Below are 23,554 nucleotides of genomic sequence, written 5' to 3' on the forward strand. Positions count from 1 at the left end.
CTCCTTTGCGGGTAGGTATAATTGGTTTAGGGGTGTACGTTCCGGAGAAGGTGCTGACCAACTTCGATCTGGAGCGAATGGTGGACACCAGCGACGAGTGGATCAGGGAGCGGTCGGGGATAAGGGAGCGGCGCCTGGCTGCTCCGGAGGAAAGCACCTCCGACCTGGCTACCAAGGCGGCTCAGGCGGCTTTAATCGATGCCAAACTGAGTCCGGAAGAAGTGGATCTGATCATCGTGGCCACCGCCACTCCCGATATGCTCTTTCCCGCCACCGCCTGTTTGGTGCAGGCTAATCTGGGGGCCTCTAAGGCCGCAGCTTTCGATTTGGAGGCTGGGTGTAGCGGTTTTATTTACGCTCTGGCGGTAGGAGCTCAATTTGTGGCTACCGGCAGCTACCGGCATGTTCTGGTGATAGGGGCTGAAACTCTTTCTCGGGTTACTAATTGGGAAGACCGCAGTACCTGTGTGCTATTGGGAGACGGGGCCGGGGCGGCGGTGCTGAGTTCGGTTGAACCACCCCGGGGGATACTCTCTTTTTATCTGCGGGCCGACGGCAGCGGGAAAGATCTCTTAAAGATGCCTGCTGGCGGTTCCCGTCTTCCCGCCAGCCAGGCGACGGTGGAGAAAAAATTGCACTACTTGTACATGAACGGTAGGGAGATTTTTAAGTTTGCGGTGCGGGCCATGGAAGAAGCGGCTCTGGAAGTGCTCAGGCGGGCGGAGCTTCCCAGCACGGCTATAGATTACCTTATACCGCACCAGGCCAACGCTCGCATTATCGATGCGCTGGCGAAGCGCCTGGGTCTCCCGCCGGAAAGGGTGGCCTTGAATATCGACCGTTATGGCAACACTTCTGCGGCTTCTATTCCCCTGGCGCTTTACGAGACACGGGAAGCGGGCAGGATTAAGCCAGGGGAGAGTTGTATTCTCATGGTGGCTTTTGGGGCCGGGCTTACTTGGGGAGCTCTACTAATGCGCTATTGAGGTGATGCTATGGTAGTGGCCGGCGTCTTTCCCGGGCAGGGGTCGCAGTATGTAGGGATGGGGCTGGATTTATACGAGCGCTACGAGGTTGCTCGAGAAGTCTTTGTCGAGGCCGATGCCATTCTGGGCTTTCCCTTGAGCCGGCTCTGTTTCGAGGGTCCGGCTGGCCTACTCTCGCAGACCATGAACACTCAACCCGCGATATTAACCGTGAGCGTAGCTTGCTGGCGGGTGTATTTGGAACAGGGGGGAAAACTCCCCGAAGCGGTGGCGGGCCATAGCCTGGGGGAATTTTCCGCTCTGGTGGCGGCTGAGGTTCTAGATTTCCCCACTGCTCTGCGCCTGGTACGGCGACGGGGCGAGCTCATGCAGGAAGCCATCCCTTTGGGAGAAGGGGGGATGTTGGCCCTCCTGGGATTGCCGCAAGGCAAGCTGGAAAGGGTGCTGGCGGCGGGGAGAGGATCAGGGGTGGTGGAAGTGGCCAACTTCAACTGTCCCGGCCAGATTGTGCTTTCAGGGCATATCGCGGCTTTGGAGGTGGCGGCTCAGTCGGCGAAGGAAGAAGGGGCTAAAAAGACGGTGCTCCTGCCGGTAAGCGGACCCTTTCACTCCTCGCTTATGCGACGGGCGGCGGAGCTCTTTTCTCAAGAGTTAGAGGGGGTGGCGCTGAAGAAACCGGCTTTCCCGGTGGTGCTCAATGTCACGGCTGACTACGCTTACCGGGCAAGCGATATTAAGAAGGCGTTGATGAAGCAGATGACTAGTCCGGTGCGCTGGGAGGAGAGCGTGCGCCGTCTAATTCAGGATGGGGTCACAGTCTTTGTGGAATTGGGGCCGGGTAAGGTGTTGACGGGTCTTATCCGGCGCATCTGCTCCACGGTCGCCACTTTCAACGTGGAGGACGAGGCTTCGCTCCGGCGTACTATATCGGCATTGACGGAGGAGAAAGAATGAAACTTGGTGGCAGAGTGGCGCTGGTGACCGGAGCTTCTCGAGGGATCGGTAAAGCGGTGGCCGAAACCCTGGCTGCCGCCGGAGCTCGGGTGGTGGTTAACTACGTGCAGCGCGAGGAAGAGGCGCAGCGAGTGGTGGAGGGAATCCGCCAGGCAGGGGGGGAGGCCATAGCTCGGGGAGCGGATGTTTCCAAGGCGCAGGAGGCGCAAGAGTTAGTGGATTTCACCGTCCAGCACTACGGTGGGATCGACATACTGGTTAATAACGCCGGTATTACCCGGGACAGCCTGCTGGTGCGGATGAGAGAAGAAGATTGGGATCGCGTGTTGGCGGTCAATCTGAAAGGCGCTTTTCTTACCTCCCGGGCGGCGGCGCGCTATATGATAAAAGCGCGCTGGGGGCGCATCATCAACTTGAGTTCCGTGGTAGGGCTTTATGGCAACGCGGGGCAGGCCAATTACGCTGCGGCCAAGGCTGGTCTTGTAGGTTTCACCAAAGCACTGGCCAAAGAGTTGGGTTCGCGACAAATCACGGTCAATGCCGTGGCTCCCGGCTTTATACTCACGGAGATGACTGCGGCCTTACCCGAGGAGGCGCAGCAGGAACTCCTGCGCCGTTGCGCTTTGGGGCGCTTCGGAAGGCCGGAGGAGGTGGCCGCGCTGGTTGCTTTCTTGGCTAGCGAGGAAGCGGCTTATCTCACCGGTCAGGTCATAGGTATAGACGGGGGACTTTCCCTTTAATAAAATTTTGATCGTAGAAAGGAGGTGAGGCAGCGCATGTCTTCGACGGCGGCCGTGTTCGAGAAGATCAAGCAAATTGTGGCTCAGCAGCTGGGTGTAGAAAAAGAAGATGTAACTATGGAGGCTTCTTTCATTGATGATCTAGGAGCCGATTCTCTGGATCTGGTGGAGCTTATGATGGCGTTGGAAGAAGAGTTCGAGATGGAGATCCCTGATGAAGAGGCGGAAAAGATCAAGACGGTAGGGGATGCTGTCCGTTACATTCAGGAGCGTCTGTAAAAGGTGGTAGGAGGTTTACGGAGCTTTGTCAGGTCGGGTAGTGGTTACCGGACTGGGGATACTCACCCCTATAGGGATTGGCAAAGAGGCTTTTTGGCAGGCCTTGATAGAGGGGCGGTCGGGCGTGAGGCGCATAACCCACTTCGATCCCTCGTCTTATCGCACCCAGATAGCGGCTGAAGTGCGTGATTTTGATCCCACTTCCTATCTGGACAAGCGCGAGGCGCGTCATTTAGATCGCTACGCCCAGTTCGCTCTGGCGGCGGCTGGCATGGCTTTAAAGGACGCGGCTCTGGAGCCTGGATGCCTGGATGCCGATCAGGTGGGGGTGATCTTGGGCTGCGGGGTGGGGGGCATTTATACTTTAGAAGAGCAGGCTCAGGTGCTATTCCAAAGGGGTCCCGGCCGGGTCAGTCCCTTTTTCGTGCCGATGATGATTGCTAATATGGCTGCGGGGCAGATTGCCATTACTTATCGCTTTTACGGTCCCAACAGCACGGTGGTGACGGCGTGCGCTTCTTCCAATCACGCCATCGGGGAGGCCTTCCGCGTTTTGCAGCGGGGAGAGGCCCAGGTTATGCTGACTGGGGGAACCGAAGCAGCCATTACTCCTTTGGCCATAGCTGGTTTTTGCTCTATGCGGGCGATGTCTACTCGCAACGAGGATCCCGAACGTGCTAGTCGCCCTTTCGATGCCACCCGCGACGGGTTTGTCATTGGCGAAGGGGCGGCGGTTCTAGTTTTGGAGCGCTTGGAGCACGCTCAGGCGCGGGGAGCGCGCATTTACGCGGAGGTAGTGGGCTACGGTCAGAGTTGCGATGGTTACCATATGACCGCTCCCGATCCCGAAGGGGAGGGGGCGGCTAAGGCCATGCGCCGAGCTCTGGCCGATGCCGGTCTGGAGCCGGAGCAGGTAAGCTATATCAATGCGCACGGCACCTCTACTCCTCTTAATGATAAGGTGGAGACTTTAGCCATTAAAAAAGTTTTTGGGGCGGGGGCGTACCGCTTGCCGGTAAGTTCCACCAAGTCGATGACGGGGCACATGCTGGGAGCCGCCGGCGGAGTGGAAGCTGCTGCCTGCGTGCTGAGTATTACTCACGGGGTTATACCTCCCACTATCAATTACGAACACCCCGACCCTGAATGCGATCTCGATTACGTTCCCAACCAGGCTCGAGTTGCACCGGTTGAGGTGGCCCTTTCCAACGGATTTGGTTTTGGGGGGCATAATGCCACCCTGATTTTTAAGCGCTACTCGGGTTAAAGCTGTGGGCATTTTAACGGCGGGGCACGACCGGGAAGGAGATCCGGTCGTTAGCCCCCGAATAGTATTTGGGGGTTTAAAAGCTTAATGGATCTTACCAGCTTCAAGGAGCAATTGGGTTTGGTGTGGCGGGAAGAGAAACTCCTCCGAGTGGCACTAACCCATCCTTCTTACGCTTACGAGCACGCGGGAGTGGAGCACAATCAACGTCTGGAGTTTCTGGGCGATGCTGTCCTTTCTCTAATAGTGAGCGACTATTTGTACCGCACCTTTCCCCATAAAAGTGAGGGCGAGTTAACGCGCTTGCGCGCCGCTTTAGTGTGCGAATCCAGCTTGGCTCGGGTGGCCGAAGATCTGGGTATCGGCGAAGTCTTGTTGCTGGGACGAGGGGAAGAGAAATCGGGTGGCCGTACGCGACCTTCGCTGTTGGCCGACGCTTTTGAGTCCCTGCTGGGGGCTATTTATTTAGATCAGGGCCTGGAGACGGCGGCTGACTTTGCTCTTGCTAGGTTAAAGCCGCTGCTGGAAGATGTGCTGGAGGGTCGAATGGAGCGGGATTATAAAACCGAGCTCCAGGAGTTGCTGCAAAAGGGTTCTCCGGAGCGCATTGTCTACGAGGTTTTACAGGAAGAGGGACCGGATCACGCCAAGCGTTTTCTGGTAGGGGTTTACTATCGGGGGCGCTGCCTAGGTCAAGGGGCGGGGCGTTCTAAAAAAGAAGCGGAGCAGCACGCGGCCCGTGAGGCTTGGCGCCGCTTGGCTGGGGAGGAGGGTTAACGGTGGGTTTCTTCAATCGCCTTAAGGAAAGCTTGGGAAAGGTCCGGGAGAGCTTTACGGCCAAAATCGATACGGTGCTCAAGCGCCGGAAGATTGACGAGGAACTCTACGAAGAACTGGAGGATGCGCTTATTTTGGCCGATGTGGGGGTGCCAGCTACCGAAGAGTTAATAAAGCGGTTGCGGGCGCGCGTGAAGGCGGAGCGCATCGAGGAAGCGGAGGATCTGCGGCGCCTGTTGCAGGAAGAGATGCTCCAGCTCCTGGGTCCCCCCGCGCCCCTTTTATTACCCCCGACTCCGCCCGCGGTGATTTTGCTGGTAGGGGTGAACGGTACCGGTAAGACCACCACGGCCGGGAAGCTGGCCTATTTTTTTCAGCAGCAGGGTAAGAAAGTTTTGCTGGCGGCTGCGGATACCTTTAGGGCAGCGGCCATCGATCAATTGGAGGTGTGGGCGGAGCGGACGGGGGCTTCGCTGGTGCGGCAAAAAGAGGGTTCGGACCCGGCAGCGGTGGTTTTCGACGCCTTGCAGGCGGCCAAGGCGCGAGGGGTGGACGTGGTGATCGCTGACACCGCCGGTCGGCTACACAATAAGGCTCATTTAATGGCTGAACTCGGTAAGATCGCCAGGGTGGCTGGACGCGAGTTGGAGGGAGCTCCCCACGAGGTTTTGTTGGTGCTGGATGCCACCACTGGCCAAAACGCTTTGAGTCAGGCTCGTCTTTTCCAGGAAGTTACCGGCCTTACGGGCATCGTGCTGACCAAGCTGGATGGCACGGCTAAGGGCGGTGTGGTGGTCGCCATCCGCAAGGAGTTGGGTTTACCGGTAAAGTTCATCGGTACCGGAGAGAGAATGGAAGATCTAGCTCCCTTTAACCCCTCCGAGTTTGTGGCGGCCATTTTCGCTTAAAGGGGGTGAGGTTGTGCCGGCTATTGCGGTCATAGGAGGCACAGGAGTTTACGATCCCCACCTGTTGGAAGATCCGCGGGAGGAGCGGGTATCCACGGCTTACGGGGAGATCAAGGTTTTTTGCGGACAGTGGCGGGGCAAGGAAGTGGCCTTTCTTCCTCGACATGGCACGGCGCACAGCGTACCCCCGCACCGGATCAATTACCGGGCCAACTTGGCCGGGCTTAAGAAGCTGGGGGTGCGGTTTATCTTAGCCACAGCGGCGGTGGGCTCGTTGAACCCCCAGATGAAACCCGGGGAATTCGTGGTTCTAGATCAGTTCCTGGATTTCACCCGGCAGCGGCCTAGCACCTTTTTCGACGGGGGCCCCGAAGGGGTGGTACACGTGGACTTTACCCAGCCCTATTGTCCGGATTTGCGGGACTTGCTGGTGCGGGCAGCCCGGACCTTGCGCTTTCCGGTGCACGAGCGTGGCACCTATGTCTGCACCGAGGGTCCCCGCTTCGAGACACCGGCGGAAATTAAGATGTTTCAGCATTTGGGTGGTGACCTGGTGGGGATGACCGGGGTGCCCGAAGTGGTTCTAGCGCGGGAGGCAGAGATCTGCTACGCCTCAGTGGCTCTGGTTACTAACTTTGCGGCTGGAATTGCTCCTTACCGCCTGAGTCACGAAGAGGTGGTGGCTATGATGAAAGCCAAGGAAAAAGAACTGCGCCAGCTGTTGTGGCAGGCGGTTTACTGGATCGATGCAACCCGCGTCTGTCCCATCTGTCACCGGGCAGTCGCAGGTCCGGTGACCGGGGGGGAGCCGAAGTGAAGCCCATCGCTTGGGAAGACGGGGCGCTGGTTTTGCTGGATCAAACCCGCTTGCCTTGGGAAGTTACCTACCTGCGTCTGACCGACTACCGCGAGGTCATCGCTGCCATCCAGCGCTTGAGTGTTCGGGGAGCTCCGGCTATCGGGGTAAGCGCGGCCTACGCGCTGGTTCTGGCAGCGCGGGAAGCCTTGAACTCGCCAGAATCTTTCTGGGAACGGCTGCAACTGGCGGCGGAGGAATTGGCAGCGGCGCGCCCCACCGCGGTTAACCTGCAATGGGCGGTGCAGCGGCAGCTGCGGGTGGCGAGCAGTCACCGGGGGGAAGAACCAGAAGTGGTGCTGGCGGCTCTGGAAAAAACGGCGCGCGCTATGGAGGAAGAAGACGTGCGGGCCAACCGGGCCATCGGGGCCTTCGGGGCCGCTTTGCTACCTTGGAGAGCTCGGATTTTGACTCATTGCAATGCCGGAGCTCTGGCTACCTGCGGCTACGGTACTGCCCTGGGGGTGGTGCGGGCGGCTCACGCAGCGGGTAAGGTAGCTATGGTCTATGCGGACGAGACCCGTCCCTTGCTGCAAGGCGCTCGCCTTACCGCTTGGGAGCTCTTGCAGGAGGGGATTCCTGTTACTTTGATTACCGATAGCGCGGCTGGTTATCTTATGGCGCGGGGGGAGGTAGACGCCGTGGTGGTAGGAGCCGATCGAGTGGCGGCTAACGGCGACGTGGCCAACAAAATTGGCACCTACACCTTGGCGGTGCTGGCTCGGGAGCACCAGGTTCCCTTTTACGTGGCTGCGCCCTTCTCTACCGTGGATGGAGCCACTCCCGATGGAAAGACTATTCCCATCGAAGAGCGGTCGGCGGAAGAGGTGACCCATTTTGGTGGAGTAAACGTGGCGCCTGCAGGGGTCAAGGTGAAAAACTACGCCTTCGATGTGACTCCAGCTTCGCTGCTCACAGCTCTTATCACGGAAAGAGGAGTAGTCTATCCTCCTTTGGCCGAGAATCTGAAACTCTTTGCTCAGCATCAGCGGGAAGAAGGTGAGTGAATATTGCCGCAATTTATCCGCGATCCTAGCCTGGCACCGGCTGGTGCCCGCAAAATAGCCTGGGTAGCGGCGCATATGCCCGTGTTGGCGGCCTTGCGCGAAGAGATGAAAGAAGAGCGACCTCTGGCGGGAGTCAGGGTGGCTCTATGCATTCACTTGGAGGCCAAAACCGCTAACCTGGCACTTACCCTGCAGGCGGCGGGGGCTGAAGTGGCGGTCACCGGCTCCAATCCCCTTTCTACCCGAGACGATATCGCCGCCGCTTTGGCCGCTTCCGGCATCAAGGTGTTTGCTTGGTATAACCCTACCCCGGAAGAATATCGGGAGCATTTGCGTCTCACGCTGGCCACCAGACCTCATCTGGTTATCGACGACGGGGGGGATCTGGTGTACCTCCTCCACACCGAGCTAGCGGATCTGGCCCGAGAAGTTATCGGCGGCTGTGAAGAGACCACCACCGGGGTTTTGCGCTTAAAGGCTCTGGAGCGCGAGGGAAAACTTTTATTCCCCATGGTGGCGGTCAACAACGCCCGCATGAAGTATCTTTTTGACAATCGCTATGGCACCGGGGAATCGGTTTGGGCAGCCATCATGCATACCACCAATCTAGTGGTGGCCGGGAAAACGGTGGTGGTTTGCGGCTATGGTTGGTGCGGCAAGGGAGTTAGCCTCCGAGCTCGGGGTTTGGGAGCGCGGGTTATCGTGTGCGAAGTCGATCCTATCAAAGCGGTGGAGGCGGTAATGGATGGCCTGGAAGTGCTGCCTTCTTTGGAGGCTGCCGCCCAAGGTGACATTTTTATCACCACCACCGGTTGCCGCGACGTGCTACGCGCCGAACATTTCCAGCGCATGAAAAACGGTGCCCTCTTGGCCAACGCTGGTCACTTCAACGTGGAGATTAACCTGGACGACTTGGTCCGTTTGTCAGTGCTCCAGGAGGAGGTGCGGGAAAACATCATCGCCTACCAGATGCAGGACGGGCGCAGGCTTTACTTACTGGGGCAAGGGCGCTTGGTAAATCTAGCTGCGGGAAATGGTCACCCGGCGGAAATTATGGACCTCTCCTTTTCCTTACAGTTGCTGGCTGCACGCTACCTTTTGGAGCGAGGGGCACACTTGCCTCCCAGAGTGCATCCGCTGCCACCAGAACTTGACCAGAGAGTGGCGAAGCTCCGCCTTTCCGCCTGGGGATTAGAGATCGACCGTTTGACTCCTGAGCAGGAAGCCTATCTGAGTTCCTGGGAGGGGGAATAAGGTGCGACTAGAAAAGTTGCGGGCGGCGGTGGTCCGGGTGGGAAAGGATCTGGTGCCTACTGGAATGGTGCTGGGCACCTGGGGTAATGTTTCCGCCCGCGAGGGCGACGTGGTGGCCATAACCCCCAGTGGGCTTCCTTACGACGAGCTAACGCCGGCGGATATTATCCTGGTGGATTTACAAGGGAATCTGGTGGAGGGGAAATGGCGCCCTTCCACCGAACTTCACCTTCACCTGACGCTTTACCGAAGGCGCTCAGATCTGAACGCCGTGGTGCATACTCACAGCGTGGCTAGCATGGCCCTGGCCGCCTCGCGTCACCCTCTCCCTCCTTGCACCGAGGAACAGGCGCAAATTTTGGGTGGTGAAGTGCCCGTGGCTGCCTATGCTCCCCCAGGAACCCCAGAGTTAGCTCAGGCCGCAGCCGCTGCTCTGGGCGAAGGAAAGGCGGTGCTGCTGGCCCACCACGGACTGGTGGGAGTGGGAGCGACCCTGGACGAAGCTTGGCTGGTAGTGCAGGTGGTGGAGAAAAGCGCTCAGATTTACCTTTGGTCCTGTCTCTTAGGGGGTCCGGTGCCTTTAGCGCCGGAAGAGGTGCGTTCCTTGCGGGAGCGCTTTTTACGCGATTACGGTCAACGCCGTTCTTAACTCCGCTCTAATCGTTTAAGGTGGGTGGTGAGTTCAATGCGGCTACTAATCAAGGGGGTTACCGTGCTTCCTCTAACTGGTCCCGAGGCCATCATCAAGGATGGAGCAATAGCCGTGGATGAGGATCGTATCACCTATGTGGGGCCGACGGAAGGCGTACCCGCCGACTTCGCTCCCAATCGGGTTATACGCGGCGCGCACTTGCTAGCTTTACCCGGGCTGGTTAACGCCCATACCCATGCCGCCATGACGCTTTTCCGGGGCTACGCCGATGACCTGCCGCTCAAGAGCTGGCTGGAAGAGGCCGTCTGGCCGCTAGAAGCCAAGCTCCGGGGCGAGGACGTTTACTGGGGCACCTTGTTGGCTTGCGCCGAGATGCTCCTGGGGGGGATCACCACCTTTGCTGATATGTATTTCTTCATGGACGAAGTGGCGGAGGCGGTGACCAAGAGCGGAATGAGAGCCTCATTGGCTCGGGGCCTGATCGGTACGCTTCCCGGAGCTCAGAAGGCGCTTAAAGAGAGCGAGGCTTTTGTCCGGCGCTGGCACGGGGGGGCCTGCGGGCGCATCACTTGCATGTTAGGTCCCCACGCTCCTTACACCTGTCCGCCAGGCTACCTGGAGGAAGTAGTGGTTCTGGCCCGCCAGTTGGGAGTAGGGATTCACATTCACCTGGCGGAAACGGTGCATGAGGTGGAGGAAATCCGACGGCAATACGGCGTTTCTCCGGTGGAGATGCTGGCCAACTCCGGAGTTTTCGAAGTGCCGGTGTTGGCGGCTCACGGTGTCCACCTCTCCCCTGCCGAGCAGGAGTTTCTAGCCCAGCGCTCGGCGGCAATTTGCACTTGCCCCGAAAGCAACATGAAGCTGGCCAGCGGCATTGCTCCCGTGACCGAGCTCTTGTCGGCGGGAGTAACGGTGGCCCTGGGAACCGATGGCGCGGCCAGCAATAATAACCTCGATATGTGGGAGGAGATGCGGGCCGCGGCTTTCTTGGCCAAGGTCAGTCGGCAGGACCCAGAAGCTTTGCCTGCTTACCGAGCGCTGGAATTAGCCACCGTGGGCGGAGCTCGGGCGCTGGGGCTGGAGCGGGAGATCGGTACCTTGGAAGTGGGAAAGAAGGCGGATATCGTGTTGGTAGATCTGGCGCGACCCCACCTGCAGCCCCCGCACGACCCAGTTTCCCACCTAGTTTACGCCGCTCGCGCCTCCGACGTGGACACCGTGGTGGTGAACGGGCGGATAGTCGTGGAGGGGGGAAGGCTTCTAACCCTCGACCCAGCAGAAATCATGCAGCGCTGCCGAGAAGCTGCCCGCCGCTTGGTGGGGCAGAAGCTGCCGCGACGCAGCTTACTGGCATGAGGAAAGGGGATCGTTTGGCACGGATAATTCTCCGACCGGGTAAGGAGAAGCGCTTGCTAGCCGGTCATCTCTGGGTTTACGCCGGAGAGATCCAGGAAGTCTGTGGCGCTTGGGAACCGGGGGAAATAGCGGCGCTTTACGACGCGCGAGGTAGGTTCCTGGGGAAAGGATACTTCAACCCGGCTTCGCAGATAGCGGTTCGGCTTCTCACCCGGGAGGACGAACCCGTGGGTGCCGACTTCTTTCGCCGGCGGCTTACCCTGGCATTGGACTACCGTCGGCGCGTCGTGAAAAATGCGGAAGCTTACCGCTTGGTTAACGGGGAAGGAGATTTCCTGCCCGGTCTGGTGGTGGACCGCTATGGGGATTACATAGTTTTGCAGCTGTTGACTCTAGGCATGGAGCGCTTTCGTTCGCTACTTGTATCCTTGCTCCAAGAGCTCCTGGTCCCCAAAGGCATTTACGAACGCAGCGAGGGCGTCGGGCGGGAGCGGGAAGGCTTGCTCCCACGCTCCGGCCCGCTAAGCGGGGAGGTGCCGTCCCGGGTAGTCTTTTCCGAGGGTAATCGGCGGTTTGTGGCCGATCTTTACCAGGGGCAAAAAACCGGTTTCTTTCTCGACCAGAGAGAAAACCGCCAACTCCTCAGCGAGATAACTGCGGAGATGCGGGTGCTAGACTGTTTCTGCTATACCGGGGGCTTTGCGGTGGCGGCAGCCGCTGGGGGAGCTCGGGAGGTGCTGGCGGTGGACATTTCAGCGGAAGCCCTGGAGTTGGCCCAGCAAAACGCCCGGCTCAACGGGTTGGAGGATAAAATCCATTGCTACCAAGCTAATGCTTTTGACGAATTGCGCCGTCTGGTGCGAGCGGGGGAGCAATTTGATTTGGTTATTTTGGATCCTCCCGCTTTTACCAAAAGCAAGGAGGCATTGCCTTCCGCTCTCCGCGGGTACAAGGAAATTAACCTGAGGGCGCTCAAGCTTTTGCGCCCAGGGGGATGGCTTTTCACCTGCTCCTGCTCCTACCATCTCCGCGAGGAACTTTTTTGGGAAATGGTGCTGGACGCCGCGCGCGACGCGAGGCGCACCTTGCGCTTGGCAGAGTTTCGCCGCCAGGCTCGCGACCACACAATACTACCCTCAGTCCCAGAGACTTACTATCTTAAAGGTGGACTTTTTCAAATAATCTAACCCAAGTTGGTCATAAAGCCTATCCGTGGCAGGATATATGTGAATAAATGGCGAAAGCGATAAATAAGGCCTGGTTGCCAGCTGAAGTCGGATGAATTTATGTCCTCCATGATATGGAGTAGCGGCTGCATGGTTTAACATCAGTAACCAAGGCCAAGGTTCATTCCGGAGAGAAGGGAAGGTGAAGCTTTGCTCCGGGTGTTGCACCTGGCCGATTTGCATCTGGGTTATCAGCCCCCCCTTCCCTCGCCTTTGCGCCAAGAGTTGGCGCGGGAAAGGGACGAGCTCTTGCGACGAGCGGTGGATATGGCGCTGGGGCGGGAAGTTCACCTGGTGTTGATTGCTGGCGATCTTTTCGATCATCACGCTCCGCCCCCACGGCTGGTGGAGGAAGTCATCGCTCAACTCAGGCGCCTGGTGGACAGTGGAGTTCACGTGGTGACCGTTCCGGGCAACCACGATGAAATAACCTATTATAACTCGGTTTACCGAAAACAAGGGGAGCGCTGGCCCGGCTTGCTGGTTCGCAATCCCCAGCCGGAGCTCCTCACTACCCTGGAGGTGAAGGGCCAGCTTTGCCACTTAGTGAGCATGGCCTACGTGGAAGGGATAACCACCAAGGGGAAAAGCATCCTGGAGCGGCTTCCCCCGGCACCCCCGGAAGGAATCACGGTTGCGGTCTTTCACGCTTCGCTGGACTGGGAAAGCGGCGATCGCAGCCCTGTCCTGGCGACCGCAGCGCTGAGGCAAGCTGGCTATCATTATGTGGCCCTGGGGCATATCCACCAGGGAGGGAAGTTTTGTTGGGGTGGGAAAATGGCTAATTACGCGGGCATGGTGGCGGGTAAAAATTTCGCCGACCCGGGCGTTGGCTTTTTTACACTGGTGCAGCTGGATGGAGAACAGGCGCGGCTGGAGCTCCAGCCGGTGAAGGTGGCCTCCTGGAAAGTGGTGGAACTGGATCTTACCGCCTGCCGCGACCTCGCCGAGCTGGAGCGGACGTTATCGGAGCTATCGGCCGAAGAGGAGTTGCTGCGAATCCGACTCACAGGCACCGCTTCTTTTCCTTTGAGCGAAGAGTCCTTGCGAGATCTGGAAGCGCGTTGTGGCCAGCGCTGCCGCTATTTGGAGCTGGTGGATGCAACTCAAGTGTGGCAATCGGAGTGGTTGACGGAGTGGGCGGCCGAGCCCACCGTGCGGGGGCTCTTCGTTCGCCGCCTGCAGGCTCGGCTAGAGCAAGCGCGTGACGAGGACGAAGCCGAATTAGTGCGGCTGGCGCTGAAACAAGGGTTGCTGGCGCTGAAGGAGGGGGTGGATATTTGTCGGCGCTGATCTGGAGCTCGCTGCGTTTAGCCGGCTTTGGCTGCTACCAGGAAGAGGTGGAGTTCACCTTTTCTCCGGGACTTAACGTGTACGTGGCCGACAACGAGCGGGGTAAATCCACTTTGGTTGCCGGTCTGACCGCGGTTCTTTTCGGTCTTCCCCGCAGCAGCAATCCGGAGAACTTCGGTACCGCCCGCTTTCTGCACTGGCACGGAGCCGAAAAGTTCTCCGGCGCGCTGGAGCTACTGGTGGGCGATACCCGCTACCGCCTGGAGCGTTGCTTTGAAAACAATCGGGTCTGCTTGTGGCTTTGGGATGGGGGAGGATGGAAAAAGCTATGGCAGGAAGTGCATAACCCCGGATCGCAGCGCCGGATCGCCCATTACCTCAACTTTCTGGAGAGCCTGCTCGGTTTTACCTCCCGCGAGCTCTTCGAGGCCACCTTTTGCCTAACCCAGCCTTTACCGGAGGGGCGTGTTCTGGGGGAAGAGGTACAGCGCTTGATCTCCGGGGACGCCTCTTACCAGGTAGCGGCGAACCGCCTTCTGGAAAAGATCAGAGGCCTGACTCGGAATCTCCGCCAGTGGGGGTTGGGTTCCGACGCTCGCCAGGATCGGCGGCTAGAGCAGCTGGAGCGGGAATTGGAAGAGTTGCGGCGCCGGCAGAAGGAGGCCCTGGAGGTGGTGGAAGAGATGGCCGTTCTGGCCCGCGAGCTGGAGGAGCAAAGAGAGCAACTCAATTGCTGGCGGGCGGAGTGGCAGCGCAAGAACGGCTTAAAAAAGGCGTGGTCTGATTGGAGCAACCTGGCACTGCGCTACCAGGAAGCGGTGCGGGAGCAAGAGCGGTCCTGGGCGGAACTGGATCGGGCGCGGCGCCTGAAAGAGAAGCTCGAACAAATAGACTCCGCTCTCAAGCGCGATTACCCAGAGTGGGTGTCTGCCCCGGCCTCTTTCCCCGAGGAATTGGACCAGATACGCCGGGTGGAGGAGGCGATGGCTGGTAAAGAAAAGGAGCTGCAAGAGCAAGAGCAGGCATTAATCGCCTGTAAAGAAAGGCGGGCACAGGCGGAGCGAGAGCTCCAGGGCCCCTTGGCCGGGTGGGCCGAGCGCCCACGGCTGGGATTGCAACTTAGGGAGTGGCAGCGCTTGCGGGAGCAGCTGGCTCGTTACCAGGAAGGCCTGAAGGAGCGGGAGCGGATCGAAGGATCTCTGGCCCAATTGCCTGATTTCGCTCTCCTGGGTAGCGATCCAGTAGCGGAGGTGCGGCGCCTGCGCGGACTGGCCGGTCAATTCCTCTCCCGGTGGCAAGAGTTTCAGGAAGCGCTGGCTGGTTATCGCGAGGCCGCGCCAGCTTTTCCGCCCGGAATAGGAGGGGCGAGTGACGAGCGGTCGCGGGAGGGCACTTATCGGAGAGCGACTGGAAGGCGCGTCGGCTGGTTATTGCCTTTTTTCCTGGCGCTTGGTGCGGTGGTTAGCGCGCTGGGGAAGTTCTACTCCTGGCCCTTAGCGTTGTTCCTGCTTGCGCTGTGCGGAGCGGTAGTAAGCTACTGGTTGGGTCGGGAAAAAAGGTGGCGGGAGCTAGAGGAGCGCCAACGGCGTCTGGCTATCCTGTCCCAAAGCGCTTGGGGAATCGACTGGCGGAAACTATCCGACACCCCGCTGGAGCGGCTGGCCTACCCTGCTCCAGCTTACGCTGTTCTGGCTCGACTGCTAGGGAAGGAAGTAAACAATCTCCCGGAGATCGGTGCCTGGCTAATCTCTCTTAACGAGCACTTTTGGGCCCAATTAAGCGAGCAAGCAACGATTTGGAAAACCCTGCGAGAAGAGGCGCAGCAGTGGGTGATGGGTGAGATTACGCCGGAGAAAGTGGCTACTTTGCGGGCTCAGATTCAGGAATTGGAGCGCGAAATCCCTCCTTCCTGCCGCAGCCTTCCTCCAGAGCACTGGGCCTCAGCGGAGGAGCAAGCTCGTCGCTTGCGGGAGCAGGTAAGAGAAGAGCGGACGAAAGAAGAGGAAATTACTAATCGCTGCCGGCGCCTGCAGAACGAAAAGCAAAAACTGGCTCTGGAACTGGAAGAGAGACGGCGACGCCTGGAGGTGGTCTTGGCTCCGGTAGAGTACGAGCTCCAGCGCGCCTGGGAACGCTATCAGGCTTATAGAGAGAAGGAGCAGCACCTGTTGGCCACCAAACAGGAACTGCGGGGACTTTTGGGGGAGCGTCAGCTTTGCGATTTGGAACGCAGCTACCATGAGGCTTCCAACCGGGCCAGCGCCTTGCGCTATCAGTGGGATCAGCTGGTGCAAGAGCATCCGGGCCTTCCCGCTCCTGGGGAGGAAGGAGTAGAGGTAGAAGAAAATTACCAGAGGCTTTTAGAGGAACTGGAGGAGTTGCAGCGCAGGTTGCAGGAAGGAGAAGAGCGGGAGCGAGATCTTTTGCGCCGGCAGGCGCAGTTGGAGGGGCAGGAAACGGTCAACCTAGCCCAATTGGAAGAAGATTTATCTAATAAGCAACAGCAATACCAACGCCTGCGCCTGGAAATGAAAGCTCTGGTTTTAGCCTATGGCGAATTAGAAGCGGCAGCGCAGGAATATTACTCCACTTACCGGGAAAAATTGTCTCAGTCCGCCACTTCTTATTTCGCTTCTTTCACTGGCTGTTCTGAGCGGCGGGTAGAATTTACTCCCAATTTCACTGTTGTAGTCAAAGATAGGGAGCGAGAACTGGCCTTGACCCAACTTAGTCGGGGGGCGCAGGACCAACTTTATCTTGCTTTGCGTTTAGCTCTCGGAGAGCGGCTGGACCTTCCGCTGCGGCTTCCTTATATTTTCGACGACTGCTTTGCCAACTGCGACCGGCAACGGCGACAGCGTATCGGCGCTAGCCTTCAGCACTTGGCGCAGCACCACCAACTTCTGCTATTAACCCACGACCCCGATTTTCTTTCCTGGGGCAGCGAGGTATCTCTGCGTACGGTGAATCCGGGCACTAACGCGATAGAAAGTAGTAAAGAACTAGGGTATTGAAGAGAGTCAGCGGCAATCCGTACTTAAAAAAGCGCCAGAACGCCAATCTTCCCCCTTCTGCTTCGGCTGCCTCGGCAATGATCAGGTTGCTGGCTGCTCCTAGAAGGGTCAGGTTACCGGCTACTGTGCTGCCAGCGGCCAGGGCCAGCCAGGCGCTAGTGGCTAACGGGGAAAAGTTGGCGGCTTTCATAATCGGAAGGTAGAGCATCACTGCGGGTACGTTGCTGATTATTTGGCTTAGAAGGGTGACGGGAAAAAGAACTACTAACAGCCCATGGCCGGAAGCGGGGGGCGGCAGCCAGCCGGTAATAAGGTGGGTCAGACGGCAGTTTTCCAACCCCCGCGTAACCACAAATAAACCGACGAATAATAACAACACCCCCCAATCGAGCTCGCGTAAAATTTCCCCCTTCCGCTTATTCAGGCCCAGTAGCGCTACCGCTCCAACTAAAGCTACTTCGACCATCTTTACCGGAGGCTGATAGCCGAGCAGCCGGAGCCCGTCGAGCAAGAGAAAGCCGATAACGGTTATCCCTAGCGCTATGAAAGTGGCGTTTTGCAACCGGAAATCGTAGGGAAATTCTTCTTCTGTTTGGCGGTACGGCAATTTGCGGCTGCTGCGGAAAGCTAGCAGCACCATCCCTAGAGCACCCAACCCATTGATCAAGGTGGGCCAAAATAGATGGCGGATAAAGGTAAATACCGGGGCGGGCATACCGCTGGCTAGGGCCACTAAGAGATTCTGGGGATTGCCCATGGGAGTGAGTTCGCTTCCTATGGTAAGGGCGAAGGCTAGTGCTAACAGGAAAGGGAAATTCTCCACCCCGGTGATTCGGGCCAGGTAGATGGCTATCGGGGTGCCTATAATGGCCAACGAATCGTTTAATATAAAAGCCGAAGCTACACCGAAGACAACGAAAAAAAGGGCCAAGGTTTTCCAACCGCTAGTCCGGTGTTGCAGCGTACACCCTAGCCGGCGAAGTGCTCCCGACAGCTTGAGGCCGGCGGCAATCACTGACAGTGCCCAGAGCAAGAGCAACACTCTGAAATCGATTGCAGCGCAGGCCTCCCGAGGAGTCACGATGCCAGTGGCCACCATTGCCAGAGCTCCTACTAGAAAAAAGAACCAGAGGGGCCTTCTCCGCTTGTGAAGACTGCGCGTGGCTATCCCGCCGTAAACGAATAGCAGGATCACCAGAGTCATAAGGTCGGTAAGCTGCAAAAGGTTTTCGCCTCCACCGCTATTGTAGCAGAAGAAGGATTGGTGAACCCGCTGGAGAATAATGAAAAATTGGATAGTAAATAAGTTTACCAGCGGTAACAATGAGGATAAACTCTGTTGTAAGGCCGGGAGGGGCAGGATGGGCTTTTGGAGACGCCGAAGTCAGGCGCTGTTATTGGTGGCGCTGGTAGCTTTCATAATCGCTCTGGGTGCGGTAGTGGAACAGGGCAATGGAGCTCGCGCCGGTTCCGGTTACCCCGTGGCCAGGCTTCTTTCTCCCCCTTCGGGGCTACAAGTGGGTTTGGTGACTTCCTCCCCTGTCCGTAACCCCCTCGTATTAGCGGCTTACGAAGCGGTTCTGCAGGAGGAGGGAGTGCTTTATCAAATATTGCCTCGCCCTAAGCTTGCCCAGGTGCCGGCAGCGGATCTGGCGCGGCAGTACGGAGCTCTTATCCTTCTGGAAGGAGAAAATCAAGATCTCACTCCAGCAGAGGTGCAGCTCCTGCGGCAGTACGTCAGCCACGAAAAGGGCCAACTTCTGGTGGTCAGCGATGCGGGCCAGTGCCAGCTGCTCGGCAGCGAGTTGTTAGGGGTGAAGGTGGGTGCCAAGTGGGAAGAAGGCTATTGCTCTTTCGGCAGCCCGAGCCGGGCCCGGATTTGGGGTTTCCCTCCGGGCAAATACGACCACCAGGGAACCATTACAGGTTATGGTTACGGCAAACTCAAATACCGGCATTTTAAGGCGGAAGCCGTTTCTGCTTCGGTACTGGCTTGGTCTGGCTCCACACCAATTATCACTGAGAAACGTTATCCTGGTGGGGGTACTGCCCTTTATGTAAATCTGCCTCTGGCCTGGCTCAAACAGCGCACCGACGACCTGCCTCTGCGATCCATTTTGACCACTTTTCTCTTCGCCTACGCTCGCCTGCCCCACTTAGTTAATGCTCCAGAGGGAAGAGGTACATTAGTGGTTAATATTCACGTATGCAGTAGCGTCTGGGCCCCTTCCTTGGCTCAACTCTTCCAGGAAGGGATACTCGATGAGCGCATACCCTTTTCAGTGCATATCACCGCCGGTCCCGACTGCCGCAAGCCGGGAGATGGTTTGGGGTTCGACGCGCTGAGACCGGATCGGGCCGAGTTGGTGCGGGGTATAGCGCGGCGCGCTTCTCTGGGTGCTCACGGTGGCTGGGCTCACGATTATTTTGCCTATCAGGTGGTAAATACCCCTTCTGACCAAGCTAAGGAGTATATCCAGCGCAACTTGACCTGCCTGCAGGAGCTCGCCGGTAGGCCGGTGCGCGAGTACAGCGCTCCTGGGGGTAACCATCCTCCTTGGGTCACGCGCTGGCTGGCGGAACATGGAGTAGTAGCCTTCTACAGCCCAGGCAATGGCGGCTCGGCGCCTCAACGCCCCTGGCTTGAGGGGCAGCCCTTCAAGGGTGATATCTGGGAGTTCCCGGTGACGCCCTGCGGGCGGTGGGCCTGCCTGGAAGAGTTGAGTAGGCAAGGAGTTGCTCAGGAAGAAGTTATTAAGTGGATCGATGAACTTGCCACCTTTTGTTCCCGGCGGCGGGTGGTTCGCACCGTGTACACCCACGCTGCTGCTTACCCTTACGCTCATCAAGTCTTGCAGCACCTCCACGCTCAGCTGCTGGAGTTTCAGCGGCAGGGGAAACTTCAAGTGGCTACCATGGAGCAGGTGGCTGACTTCCTTAACCGCCGCGCTTGCACCACCTGGCGCGCGAGCCTGGATGGCGGCCAGCGCTACCAGGTGGAACTAGCTAACCCCCGGGGCCTGCGGGGGATAGCGTTGGCGATTTATCTCGGGCCCGATCGCGCCTTGCGGCGTGTGCCATCCGGGTGGTGTGCCGAGTACCAGGGGGGTTGGTGCTACTTGACGTGCCAGAAAGATGCTACCCAGATAAACCTGCTGGCGGATTTCGCTACGCCTTAATCCTCCTGGTGAGAAGAAGAATTATTCCCACTGGTCTAGCTCCAGAAGAGGGGAAAAGGCCGTCTGTAACCATAATATCCGTGCGTAAGCCAGCACCATAGTCAGGTGTTGGTAAGCCAGAACTTCTCCGCTCGGCTTGGGATCAAAGGTTCTGGGAACCGTCGGAGACCCTCCCGAGGGCGCCTGCATGTGCTGTAGCACTCGCTGCACGTAAGCTTGCGTTTCCGGGTAAGGGGGAATACCTCGATAATGCTCCACCGCTCCAGGACCGGCGTTGTAAGCCGCTAGAGCTAGACGCAGATCGCCGCCAAATTGCTCCAGCAACTGGCTGAGGTAAAGAGCTCCTGCTGTGGCGTTTTGCACTGGGTCGAAAGGGTCCACAACTCCCAAAGCGCTGGCTGTCCCCGGCATCAATTGCATCAGCCCCATCGCTCCCGCCTCAGAGACAACCCGGGGATTAAGGCCCGATTCAGCCTGCGCCACCGCCTCTACCAAACCAGGCGGCAAGTTATATTCTTTTTCCAGGCGCCGGAAGAGCTCCGCGAAAGACGAAGCACCTCCCGCGTGGCGATCTTGGGAAACCGTCGCGCGGGCAAATTCACCGATGGCTCCCGTCTCCATCGGCCACCCCCCTTTAGGGCGTTGTATAAACTTTGGAAACTATTGTATCAAAAAGTACCGCTCGGGTACAGCGAGATCTTCTTTTATAGACGGTGCGCGCTAAGAGCTGGGAAGTGACCTTGCGCTGGCCCCTGTCCCGGCGGCCGGGCAGAGGTTTCCGGCTACATCCACTGCTGCAGGATGGAGCCCCGGCGATAGGGGGCGTGAGGCCCCAAGCGATTGTGCGAGCCGGCTAGCTGGTCTCGGGGCGAGGACGAGGCTTTAAAAGAGATGGGCGCGCAACGAATATCAAGCGGTGGAGAGCGCACAGACTATACCTGGTTCACCAATTTACCTGATGGAGGGAAAGAGTATGTTCGTCATCAAGGGAAAGCAAATACTCGACGACCGGGTGGATGTCTGCCCTTCTCCTGCCTTTAAAGGGAGGGATGTCCTTATCCGCTACAAGGGGCTGCTGGCCAAGAAAGGAGCTGACCGGGTCTTTTGTCACTACGGCTACGATGGCTGGAAAAATGTTAATACGATGGAAATGCGTCGGGAACCGGATGGTTCTTTTGTCGCTTCCATCCCCGTGAACGGCCAGAGTGAAATCAATTTCTGCTTCAAAGACAGCGCCAACAACTGGGACAACAATAACCATTGGAATTGGTCCTCCGACATACGCTCCTAGCGGATCGATACGAGTGAAAAAAGGGGGGTTCCCCCCTTTTTTCCTTTAGCGATGCCGAAAAAGATGCACCAGCAGAGCTCCGGAAATAAAACCGCCTATATGCGCCCACCAGGCCACTGCTTCGCCGGGGACCTTCAAGGCTGCAACTCCGCTCAGAAACTGCAAACCGAACCAGAGAAATAAAAATAGCACCGCGGGGAGCTCCACCAGCGTGATGAAGAAAAAGATGGGAACCAGAGTCAATACCCTCGCGCGCGGGAAGCATACGAAATAAGCGCCTAAAACTCCAGCGATAGCGCCGCTGGCGCCGATGGTGGGGATGCTAGAGTCGGCATTTATCCAAACGTGTGCCAAGCCACCTATTAAGCCGGTGGTGAGGTAGAAGACGATGAAACGCAAGCGCCCCATGATGTCTTCTACATTATCTCCAAAAACCCATAAATAGAGCATGTTGCCTAGAATATGAATCCAGCCCCCGTGCAAAAACATAGAAGTGAAGAAAGGAAGGTAAGTGTAAGGGTCTAGAGGAGCAGTCAGCAGATGGGCTACCTCACGGGCAGGGATTAACCCGAATTTCCTGACCATCAGATCTAGTTCCCTGGGAGTGACGCTTATTTCCTGGAAAAAGACCAGCAGGTTGACCGCTATCAGGGTCACCGTTATCACCGGGAAATGTTTGGAGCGGACGGTGTCGTAAAGCGGGATCATCGGAAGATGTTTTCCTCCCTCCGTGTTCTTTTTTCTCTTTCTGGCGCTCGTTTGACTCCTGCGGTTTCGCCGGCCGAATCTTATCGGGCGGGCTCTCTCGGCGCTCCATTCCCTTTTTCTCTACTTCCAGGTTTTTATCCTTCCCTACCTCTTTGACCAGCACTTGTGCTCCTTCGCGTTGCAGCAAGGTTTCCAGGCTTGCTCCGCATTTTTGTTCCAATTGCTCCAGCTTCAGCTGCCGCGCTTCGGCTACGCTTATTTTCCCCTCAGGCAGGGAGGCCATCCCGTGGAGGAGGGCGTAGCGTCCGGGTGAAAGGCCCTTCTGGCTAGATTCAGTTTGAAAGGAAAGTGGTAATTCTAATATCATTAATTTTACTTGCTTTCTATCTTTAGCTAAAGCAGCCTCCGCCCAAGAAGCTATTTCTTGCGGGGCTAATACCGGTCGGGATTGCAGCACCGCGATCAGAACCACTCCTTCTCCATTCCCTCCCAGATAGCCCGCGCTTTCTGCTCTGGCCAGCAAAAGATCTAGCGCTTGCTCGAGGGGAAGATCCTTGAGCTTCACCGTTGCCAGCAATTGTTCCGCTTCCTTGTCGTAAGGGTGGGAAGAAACCACCTTGCCCTCCCGGCTGATCCCGAGCTCCAGACTGGGGTTGATATCGAGGGAGAGATAGGCTGCTGGCGCGGGGCAACACCAATAGTATAGCGATCCTCCTAACACCACTAATAGGGAGGCTACTAACGCCAGTGCCGGATAAAGCCAGCCTCGCCGGGTGGGACTAAAGATGAGCTCCTCTCCCACTTCTCGGCCTTCCGCCGGCACCTGTAGAAACTCGCCTTCAGGGGTTAGCACGAGCGCCTGTTTGTTCTTTACCGCTAGAACCAGCCCTTTTGCTTGGCGTTTCATTTCTCTCCCTGCTCCTTGGGGAAAATATCTTTAATGTAAGAGTAGAGGTAGCAAAACTCCTCGGGAAAACCTAGAATTAGGCTTACAGCCAACAGGTAGCGGCGTCCTCGCTCCAGCGTTTTGCGGGGAATCCCTGTGAGCTCGGCCAATTCTTTCAGGGGTAAACGGTGGTCATTAAGCACCTGTCGGAATAAATCTTCGCTTTCCACCAACTTCACGGCTGCGTATAGAAATCTTGCCCGCGTGTCCTGGTGCCGGGGAGAGGAACGAGCCAGGTCATCCAGGCTTAAGCCGAACTGAGATAGCAAATAAACGTAACGCTCGATTTCCTCTCTGCGCTCCCAGGCGATCTCTGCCGATTCCTCCCGGGAATCGGCCTCCTCTAGCGAAACCCAGCTGGTCTTTTCTCGGCGGCAGAAATCGATCAAGCGCGACCGCATAACCTGGCGCGCGAAGAGAAGAAAGGGAACACCGCGGCGGCTGTCGTATTGATCCACGGCTTCGTTGAGGGCGCGCAAAGCCACCCCTGCTTCCTCGTCGCTCCAGGTTATAGGACGCCGGCGGAATTGGCTGGCCACGCGCAGAATCAAAGGCTGCAGCGACCGCAGCAATTCTTCGCGCGCTTCAGCGTCGCCGGCCTGGGCTAGCCGCAAGAGTTCCTCCACTTTCACCCGTTTCTATCCCTCGTTAGGGTATGCGCCCGGTGGTCTGAATTTCTGGGGGTGAGTTCACCGCTCGGCGGCTGGGAGCTCGATGGGCAGTTTGTCGCTGTCGGAGAAAATGGCCCTGAAACGTTCTGGCGGATCGAGTTTTGGGGGTAAGGTCGGGGAGGCAAAGGGTGCACTTCTACCGAAATCTCGTGGGTCGCTCCCGGCTGCGGGAGAAAAATAAGGCACC

Annotated in this window: 22 protein-coding genes; 17 read left to right on the forward strand and 5 right to left on the reverse strand. The window is 57.9% G+C overall.

Annotated elements, in window-relative coordinates; genetic code table 11:
• Positions 1 to 5: 5 nt before the first annotated feature.
• From ACTLLP_RS02925 to ACTLLP_RS02995, 15 genes are all read left to right on the forward strand, one after another.
• Positions 6 to 986, forward strand: a complete 981-nt coding sequence (locus ACTLLP_RS02925) for a beta-ketoacyl-ACP synthase III (protein ID WP_441060571.1) — start codon at positions 6 to 8, stop codon at positions 984 to 986.
• A 9-nt stretch (positions 987 to 995) separates the two neighbouring features.
• Positions 996 to 1,940, forward strand: coding sequence for an ACP S-malonyltransferase (gene fabD, locus ACTLLP_RS02930; protein ID WP_441060573.1), 945 nt, complete (start codon positions 996 to 998; stop codon positions 1,938 to 1,940).
• Entirely contained in the window at positions 1,937 to 2,680 is a 744-nt protein-coding gene (gene fabG, locus ACTLLP_RS02935) for a 3-oxoacyl-[acyl-carrier-protein] reductase (protein ID WP_441060575.1), read from the forward strand. Before fabD ends, fabG begins: the two co-directional genes overlap by 4 nt.
• A gap of 36 nt (positions 2,681 to 2,716) precedes the next feature.
• Positions 2,717 to 2,959, forward strand: coding sequence for an acyl carrier protein (gene acpP, locus ACTLLP_RS02940; protein ID WP_441060577.1), 243 nt, complete (start codon positions 2,717 to 2,719; stop codon positions 2,957 to 2,959).
• A 25-nt stretch (positions 2,960 to 2,984) separates the two neighbouring features.
• A complete protein-coding gene (gene fabF, locus ACTLLP_RS02945; RefSeq protein ID WP_441060579.1) occupies positions 2,985 to 4,226 on the forward strand; it encodes a beta-ketoacyl-ACP synthase II in 1,242 nt (413 codons plus the stop codon).
• An 87-nt stretch (positions 4,227 to 4,313) separates the two neighbouring features.
• Positions 4,314 to 5,003 (forward strand): ribonuclease III, encoded by a 690-nt coding sequence (gene rnc, locus ACTLLP_RS02950; protein ID WP_441060581.1) that lies wholly within the window; start codon positions 4,314 to 4,316, stop codon positions 5,001 to 5,003.
• A gap of 2 nt (positions 5,004 to 5,005) precedes the next feature.
• Positions 5,006 to 5,911 carry a signal recognition particle-docking protein FtsY gene (gene ftsY, locus ACTLLP_RS02955; protein WP_441060582.1) on the forward strand — a complete coding sequence of 302 codons (906 nt, stop codon included), beginning with the start codon at positions 5,006 to 5,008 and terminating at the stop codon, positions 5,909 to 5,911.
• Positions 5,912 to 5,924: 13 nt separating this feature from the next.
• Positions 5,925 to 6,728, forward strand: coding sequence for an S-methyl-5'-thioadenosine phosphorylase (gene mtnP, locus ACTLLP_RS02960; protein ID WP_441060584.1), 804 nt, complete (start codon positions 5,925 to 5,927; stop codon positions 6,726 to 6,728).
• A complete protein-coding gene (gene mtnA, locus ACTLLP_RS02965) occupies positions 6,725 to 7,774 on the forward strand; it encodes an S-methyl-5-thioribose-1-phosphate isomerase (RefSeq protein WP_441060585.1) in 1,050 nt (349 codons plus the stop codon). Before mtnP ends, mtnA begins: the two co-directional genes overlap by 4 nt.
• Positions 7,775 to 7,777: 3 nt before the next feature.
• Positions 7,778 to 9,028 carry an adenosylhomocysteinase gene (locus tag ACTLLP_RS02970; protein ID WP_441060587.1) on the forward strand — a complete coding sequence of 417 codons (1,251 nt, stop codon included), beginning with the start codon at positions 7,778 to 7,780 and terminating at the stop codon, positions 9,026 to 9,028.
• 1 nt (position 9,029) lies between these two features.
• On the forward strand, positions 9,030 to 9,677 hold the full coding sequence (locus tag ACTLLP_RS02975; RefSeq protein WP_441060588.1) for a class II aldolase/adducin family protein: 648 nt from the start codon (positions 9,030 to 9,032) through the stop codon (positions 9,675 to 9,677).
• 36 nt (positions 9,678 to 9,713) lie between these two features.
• Complete coding sequence (locus tag ACTLLP_RS02980) at positions 9,714 to 11,039, forward strand: amidohydrolase (protein ID WP_441060589.1); 1,326 nt, start codon at positions 9,714 to 9,716, stop codon at positions 11,037 to 11,039.
• A 14-nt stretch (positions 11,040 to 11,053) separates the two neighbouring features.
• Complete coding sequence (locus ACTLLP_RS02985; protein ID WP_441060591.1) at positions 11,054 to 12,226, forward strand: class I SAM-dependent rRNA methyltransferase; 1,173 nt, start codon at positions 11,054 to 11,056, stop codon at positions 12,224 to 12,226.
• Between the two features lie 198 nt (positions 12,227 to 12,424).
• A complete protein-coding gene (locus ACTLLP_RS02990; RefSeq protein WP_441061603.1) occupies positions 12,425 to 13,558 on the forward strand; it encodes a metallophosphoesterase family protein in 1,134 nt (377 codons plus the stop codon).
• Complete coding sequence (locus ACTLLP_RS02995; RefSeq protein ID WP_441060593.1) at positions 13,546 to 16,572, forward strand: AAA family ATPase; 3,027 nt, start codon at positions 13,546 to 13,548, stop codon at positions 16,570 to 16,572. The genes ACTLLP_RS02990 and ACTLLP_RS02995 overlap by 13 nt, the downstream gene beginning before the upstream one ends.
• On the opposite strand, the gene ACTLLP_RS03000 is transcribed toward ACTLLP_RS02995, so the two are convergent.
• The gene (locus ACTLLP_RS03000; RefSeq protein WP_441060595.1) at positions 16,535 to 17,794 is read right to left on the reverse strand and encodes an SLC13 family permease; all 1,260 of its coding nucleotides are present in this window, start codon (positions 17,792 to 17,794) and stop codon (positions 16,535 to 16,537) included. The two genes, ACTLLP_RS02995 and ACTLLP_RS03000, sit on opposite strands and share 38 nt — an antisense overlap.
• Positions 17,795 to 17,933: 139 nt before the next feature.
• On the opposite strand from ACTLLP_RS03000, the gene ACTLLP_RS03005 reads away from it, so the two are divergent.
• Positions 17,934 to 19,751, forward strand: coding sequence for a polysaccharide deacetylase family protein (locus ACTLLP_RS03005; protein WP_441060597.1), 1,818 nt, complete (start codon positions 17,934 to 17,936; stop codon positions 19,749 to 19,751).
• 21 nt (positions 19,752 to 19,772) lie between these two features.
• On the opposite strand, the gene ACTLLP_RS03010 is transcribed toward ACTLLP_RS03005, so the two are convergent.
• Positions 19,773 to 20,372 (reverse strand): lytic transglycosylase domain-containing protein, encoded by a 600-nt coding sequence (locus tag ACTLLP_RS03010; protein ID WP_441060599.1) that lies wholly within the window; start codon positions 20,370 to 20,372, stop codon positions 19,773 to 19,775.
• A gap of 352 nt (positions 20,373 to 20,724) precedes the next feature.
• On the opposite strand from ACTLLP_RS03010, the gene ACTLLP_RS03015 reads away from it, so the two are divergent.
• Positions 20,725 to 21,042: a carbohydrate-binding protein gene (locus ACTLLP_RS03015; RefSeq protein ID WP_441060601.1), complete on the forward strand. Its 318-nt coding sequence runs from the start codon at positions 20,725 to 20,727 to the stop codon at positions 21,040 to 21,042.
• 45 nt (positions 21,043 to 21,087) lie between these two features.
• Here the strand turns inward: ACTLLP_RS03015 and ACTLLP_RS03020 are convergent, their stop codons facing one another.
• From ACTLLP_RS03020 to ACTLLP_RS03030, 3 genes are read right to left on the reverse strand one after another with little or no spacing between them, the layout of a single operon-like run.
• The gene (locus tag ACTLLP_RS03020) at positions 21,088 to 21,627 is read right to left on the reverse strand and encodes a rhomboid family intramembrane serine protease (protein ID WP_441060603.1); all 540 of its coding nucleotides are present in this window, start codon (positions 21,625 to 21,627) and stop codon (positions 21,088 to 21,090) included.
• Positions 21,593 to 22,657, reverse strand: a complete 1,065-nt coding sequence (locus ACTLLP_RS03025; protein WP_441060605.1) for an anti-sigma factor domain-containing protein — start codon at positions 22,655 to 22,657, stop codon at positions 21,593 to 21,595. Before ACTLLP_RS03025 ends, ACTLLP_RS03020 begins: the two co-directional genes overlap by 35 nt.
• The gene (locus tag ACTLLP_RS03030) at positions 22,654 to 23,328 is read right to left on the reverse strand and encodes a sigma-70 family RNA polymerase sigma factor (protein ID WP_441060607.1); all 675 of its coding nucleotides are present in this window, start codon (positions 23,326 to 23,328) and stop codon (positions 22,654 to 22,656) included. Before ACTLLP_RS03030 ends, ACTLLP_RS03025 begins: the two co-directional genes overlap by 4 nt.
• Between the last annotated feature and the right edge of the window lie 226 nt (positions 23,329 to 23,554).

This window comes from Desulfothermobacter acidiphilus, from assembly GCF_052073645.1.
Taxonomy (GTDB): domain Bacteria; phylum Bacillota; class Desulfotomaculia; order Desulfotomaculales; family Ammonificaceae; genus Desulfothermobacter; species Desulfothermobacter acidiphilus.

Bases quoted from the DNA above. Each gene is read 5' to 3' on its own strand.
- fabD (WP_441060573.1), top strand. From the start codon at position 996: ATGGTAGTGGCCGGCGTCTTTCCCGGGCAGGGGTCGCAGTATGTAGGG.
- fabG (WP_441060575.1), top strand. From the start codon at position 1,937: ATGAAACTTGGTGGCAGAGTGGCGCTGGTGACCGGAGCTTCTCGAGGG.
- acpP (WP_441060577.1), top strand. From the start codon at position 2,717: ATGTCTTCGACGGCGGCCGTGTTCGAGAAGATCAAGCAAATTGTGGCT.
- rnc (WP_441060581.1), top strand. From the start codon at position 4,314: ATGGATCTTACCAGCTTCAAGGAGCAATTGGGTTTGGTGTGGCGGGAA.
- ACTLLP_RS02980 (WP_441060589.1), top strand. From the start codon at position 9,714: ATGCGGCTACTAATCAAGGGGGTTACCGTGCTTCCTCTAACTGGTCCC.
- ACTLLP_RS03005 (WP_441060597.1), top strand. From the start codon at position 17,934: ATGGGCTTTTGGAGACGCCGAAGTCAGGCGCTGTTATTGGTGGCGCTG.
- ACTLLP_RS03010 (WP_441060599.1), bottom strand. From the start codon at position 20,372: ATGGAGACGGGAGCCATCGGTGAATTTGCCCGCGCGACGGTTTCCCAA.
- ACTLLP_RS03015 (WP_441060601.1), top strand. From the start codon at position 20,725: ATGTTCGTCATCAAGGGAAAGCAAATACTCGACGACCGGGTGGATGTC.
- ACTLLP_RS03020 (WP_441060603.1), bottom strand. From the start codon at position 21,627: ATGGTCAGGAAATTCGGGTTAATCCCTGCCCGTGAGGTAGCCCATCTG.
- ACTLLP_RS03025 (WP_441060605.1), bottom strand. From the start codon at position 22,657: ATGAAACGCCAAGCAAAAGGGCTGGTTCTAGCGGTAAAGAACAAACAG.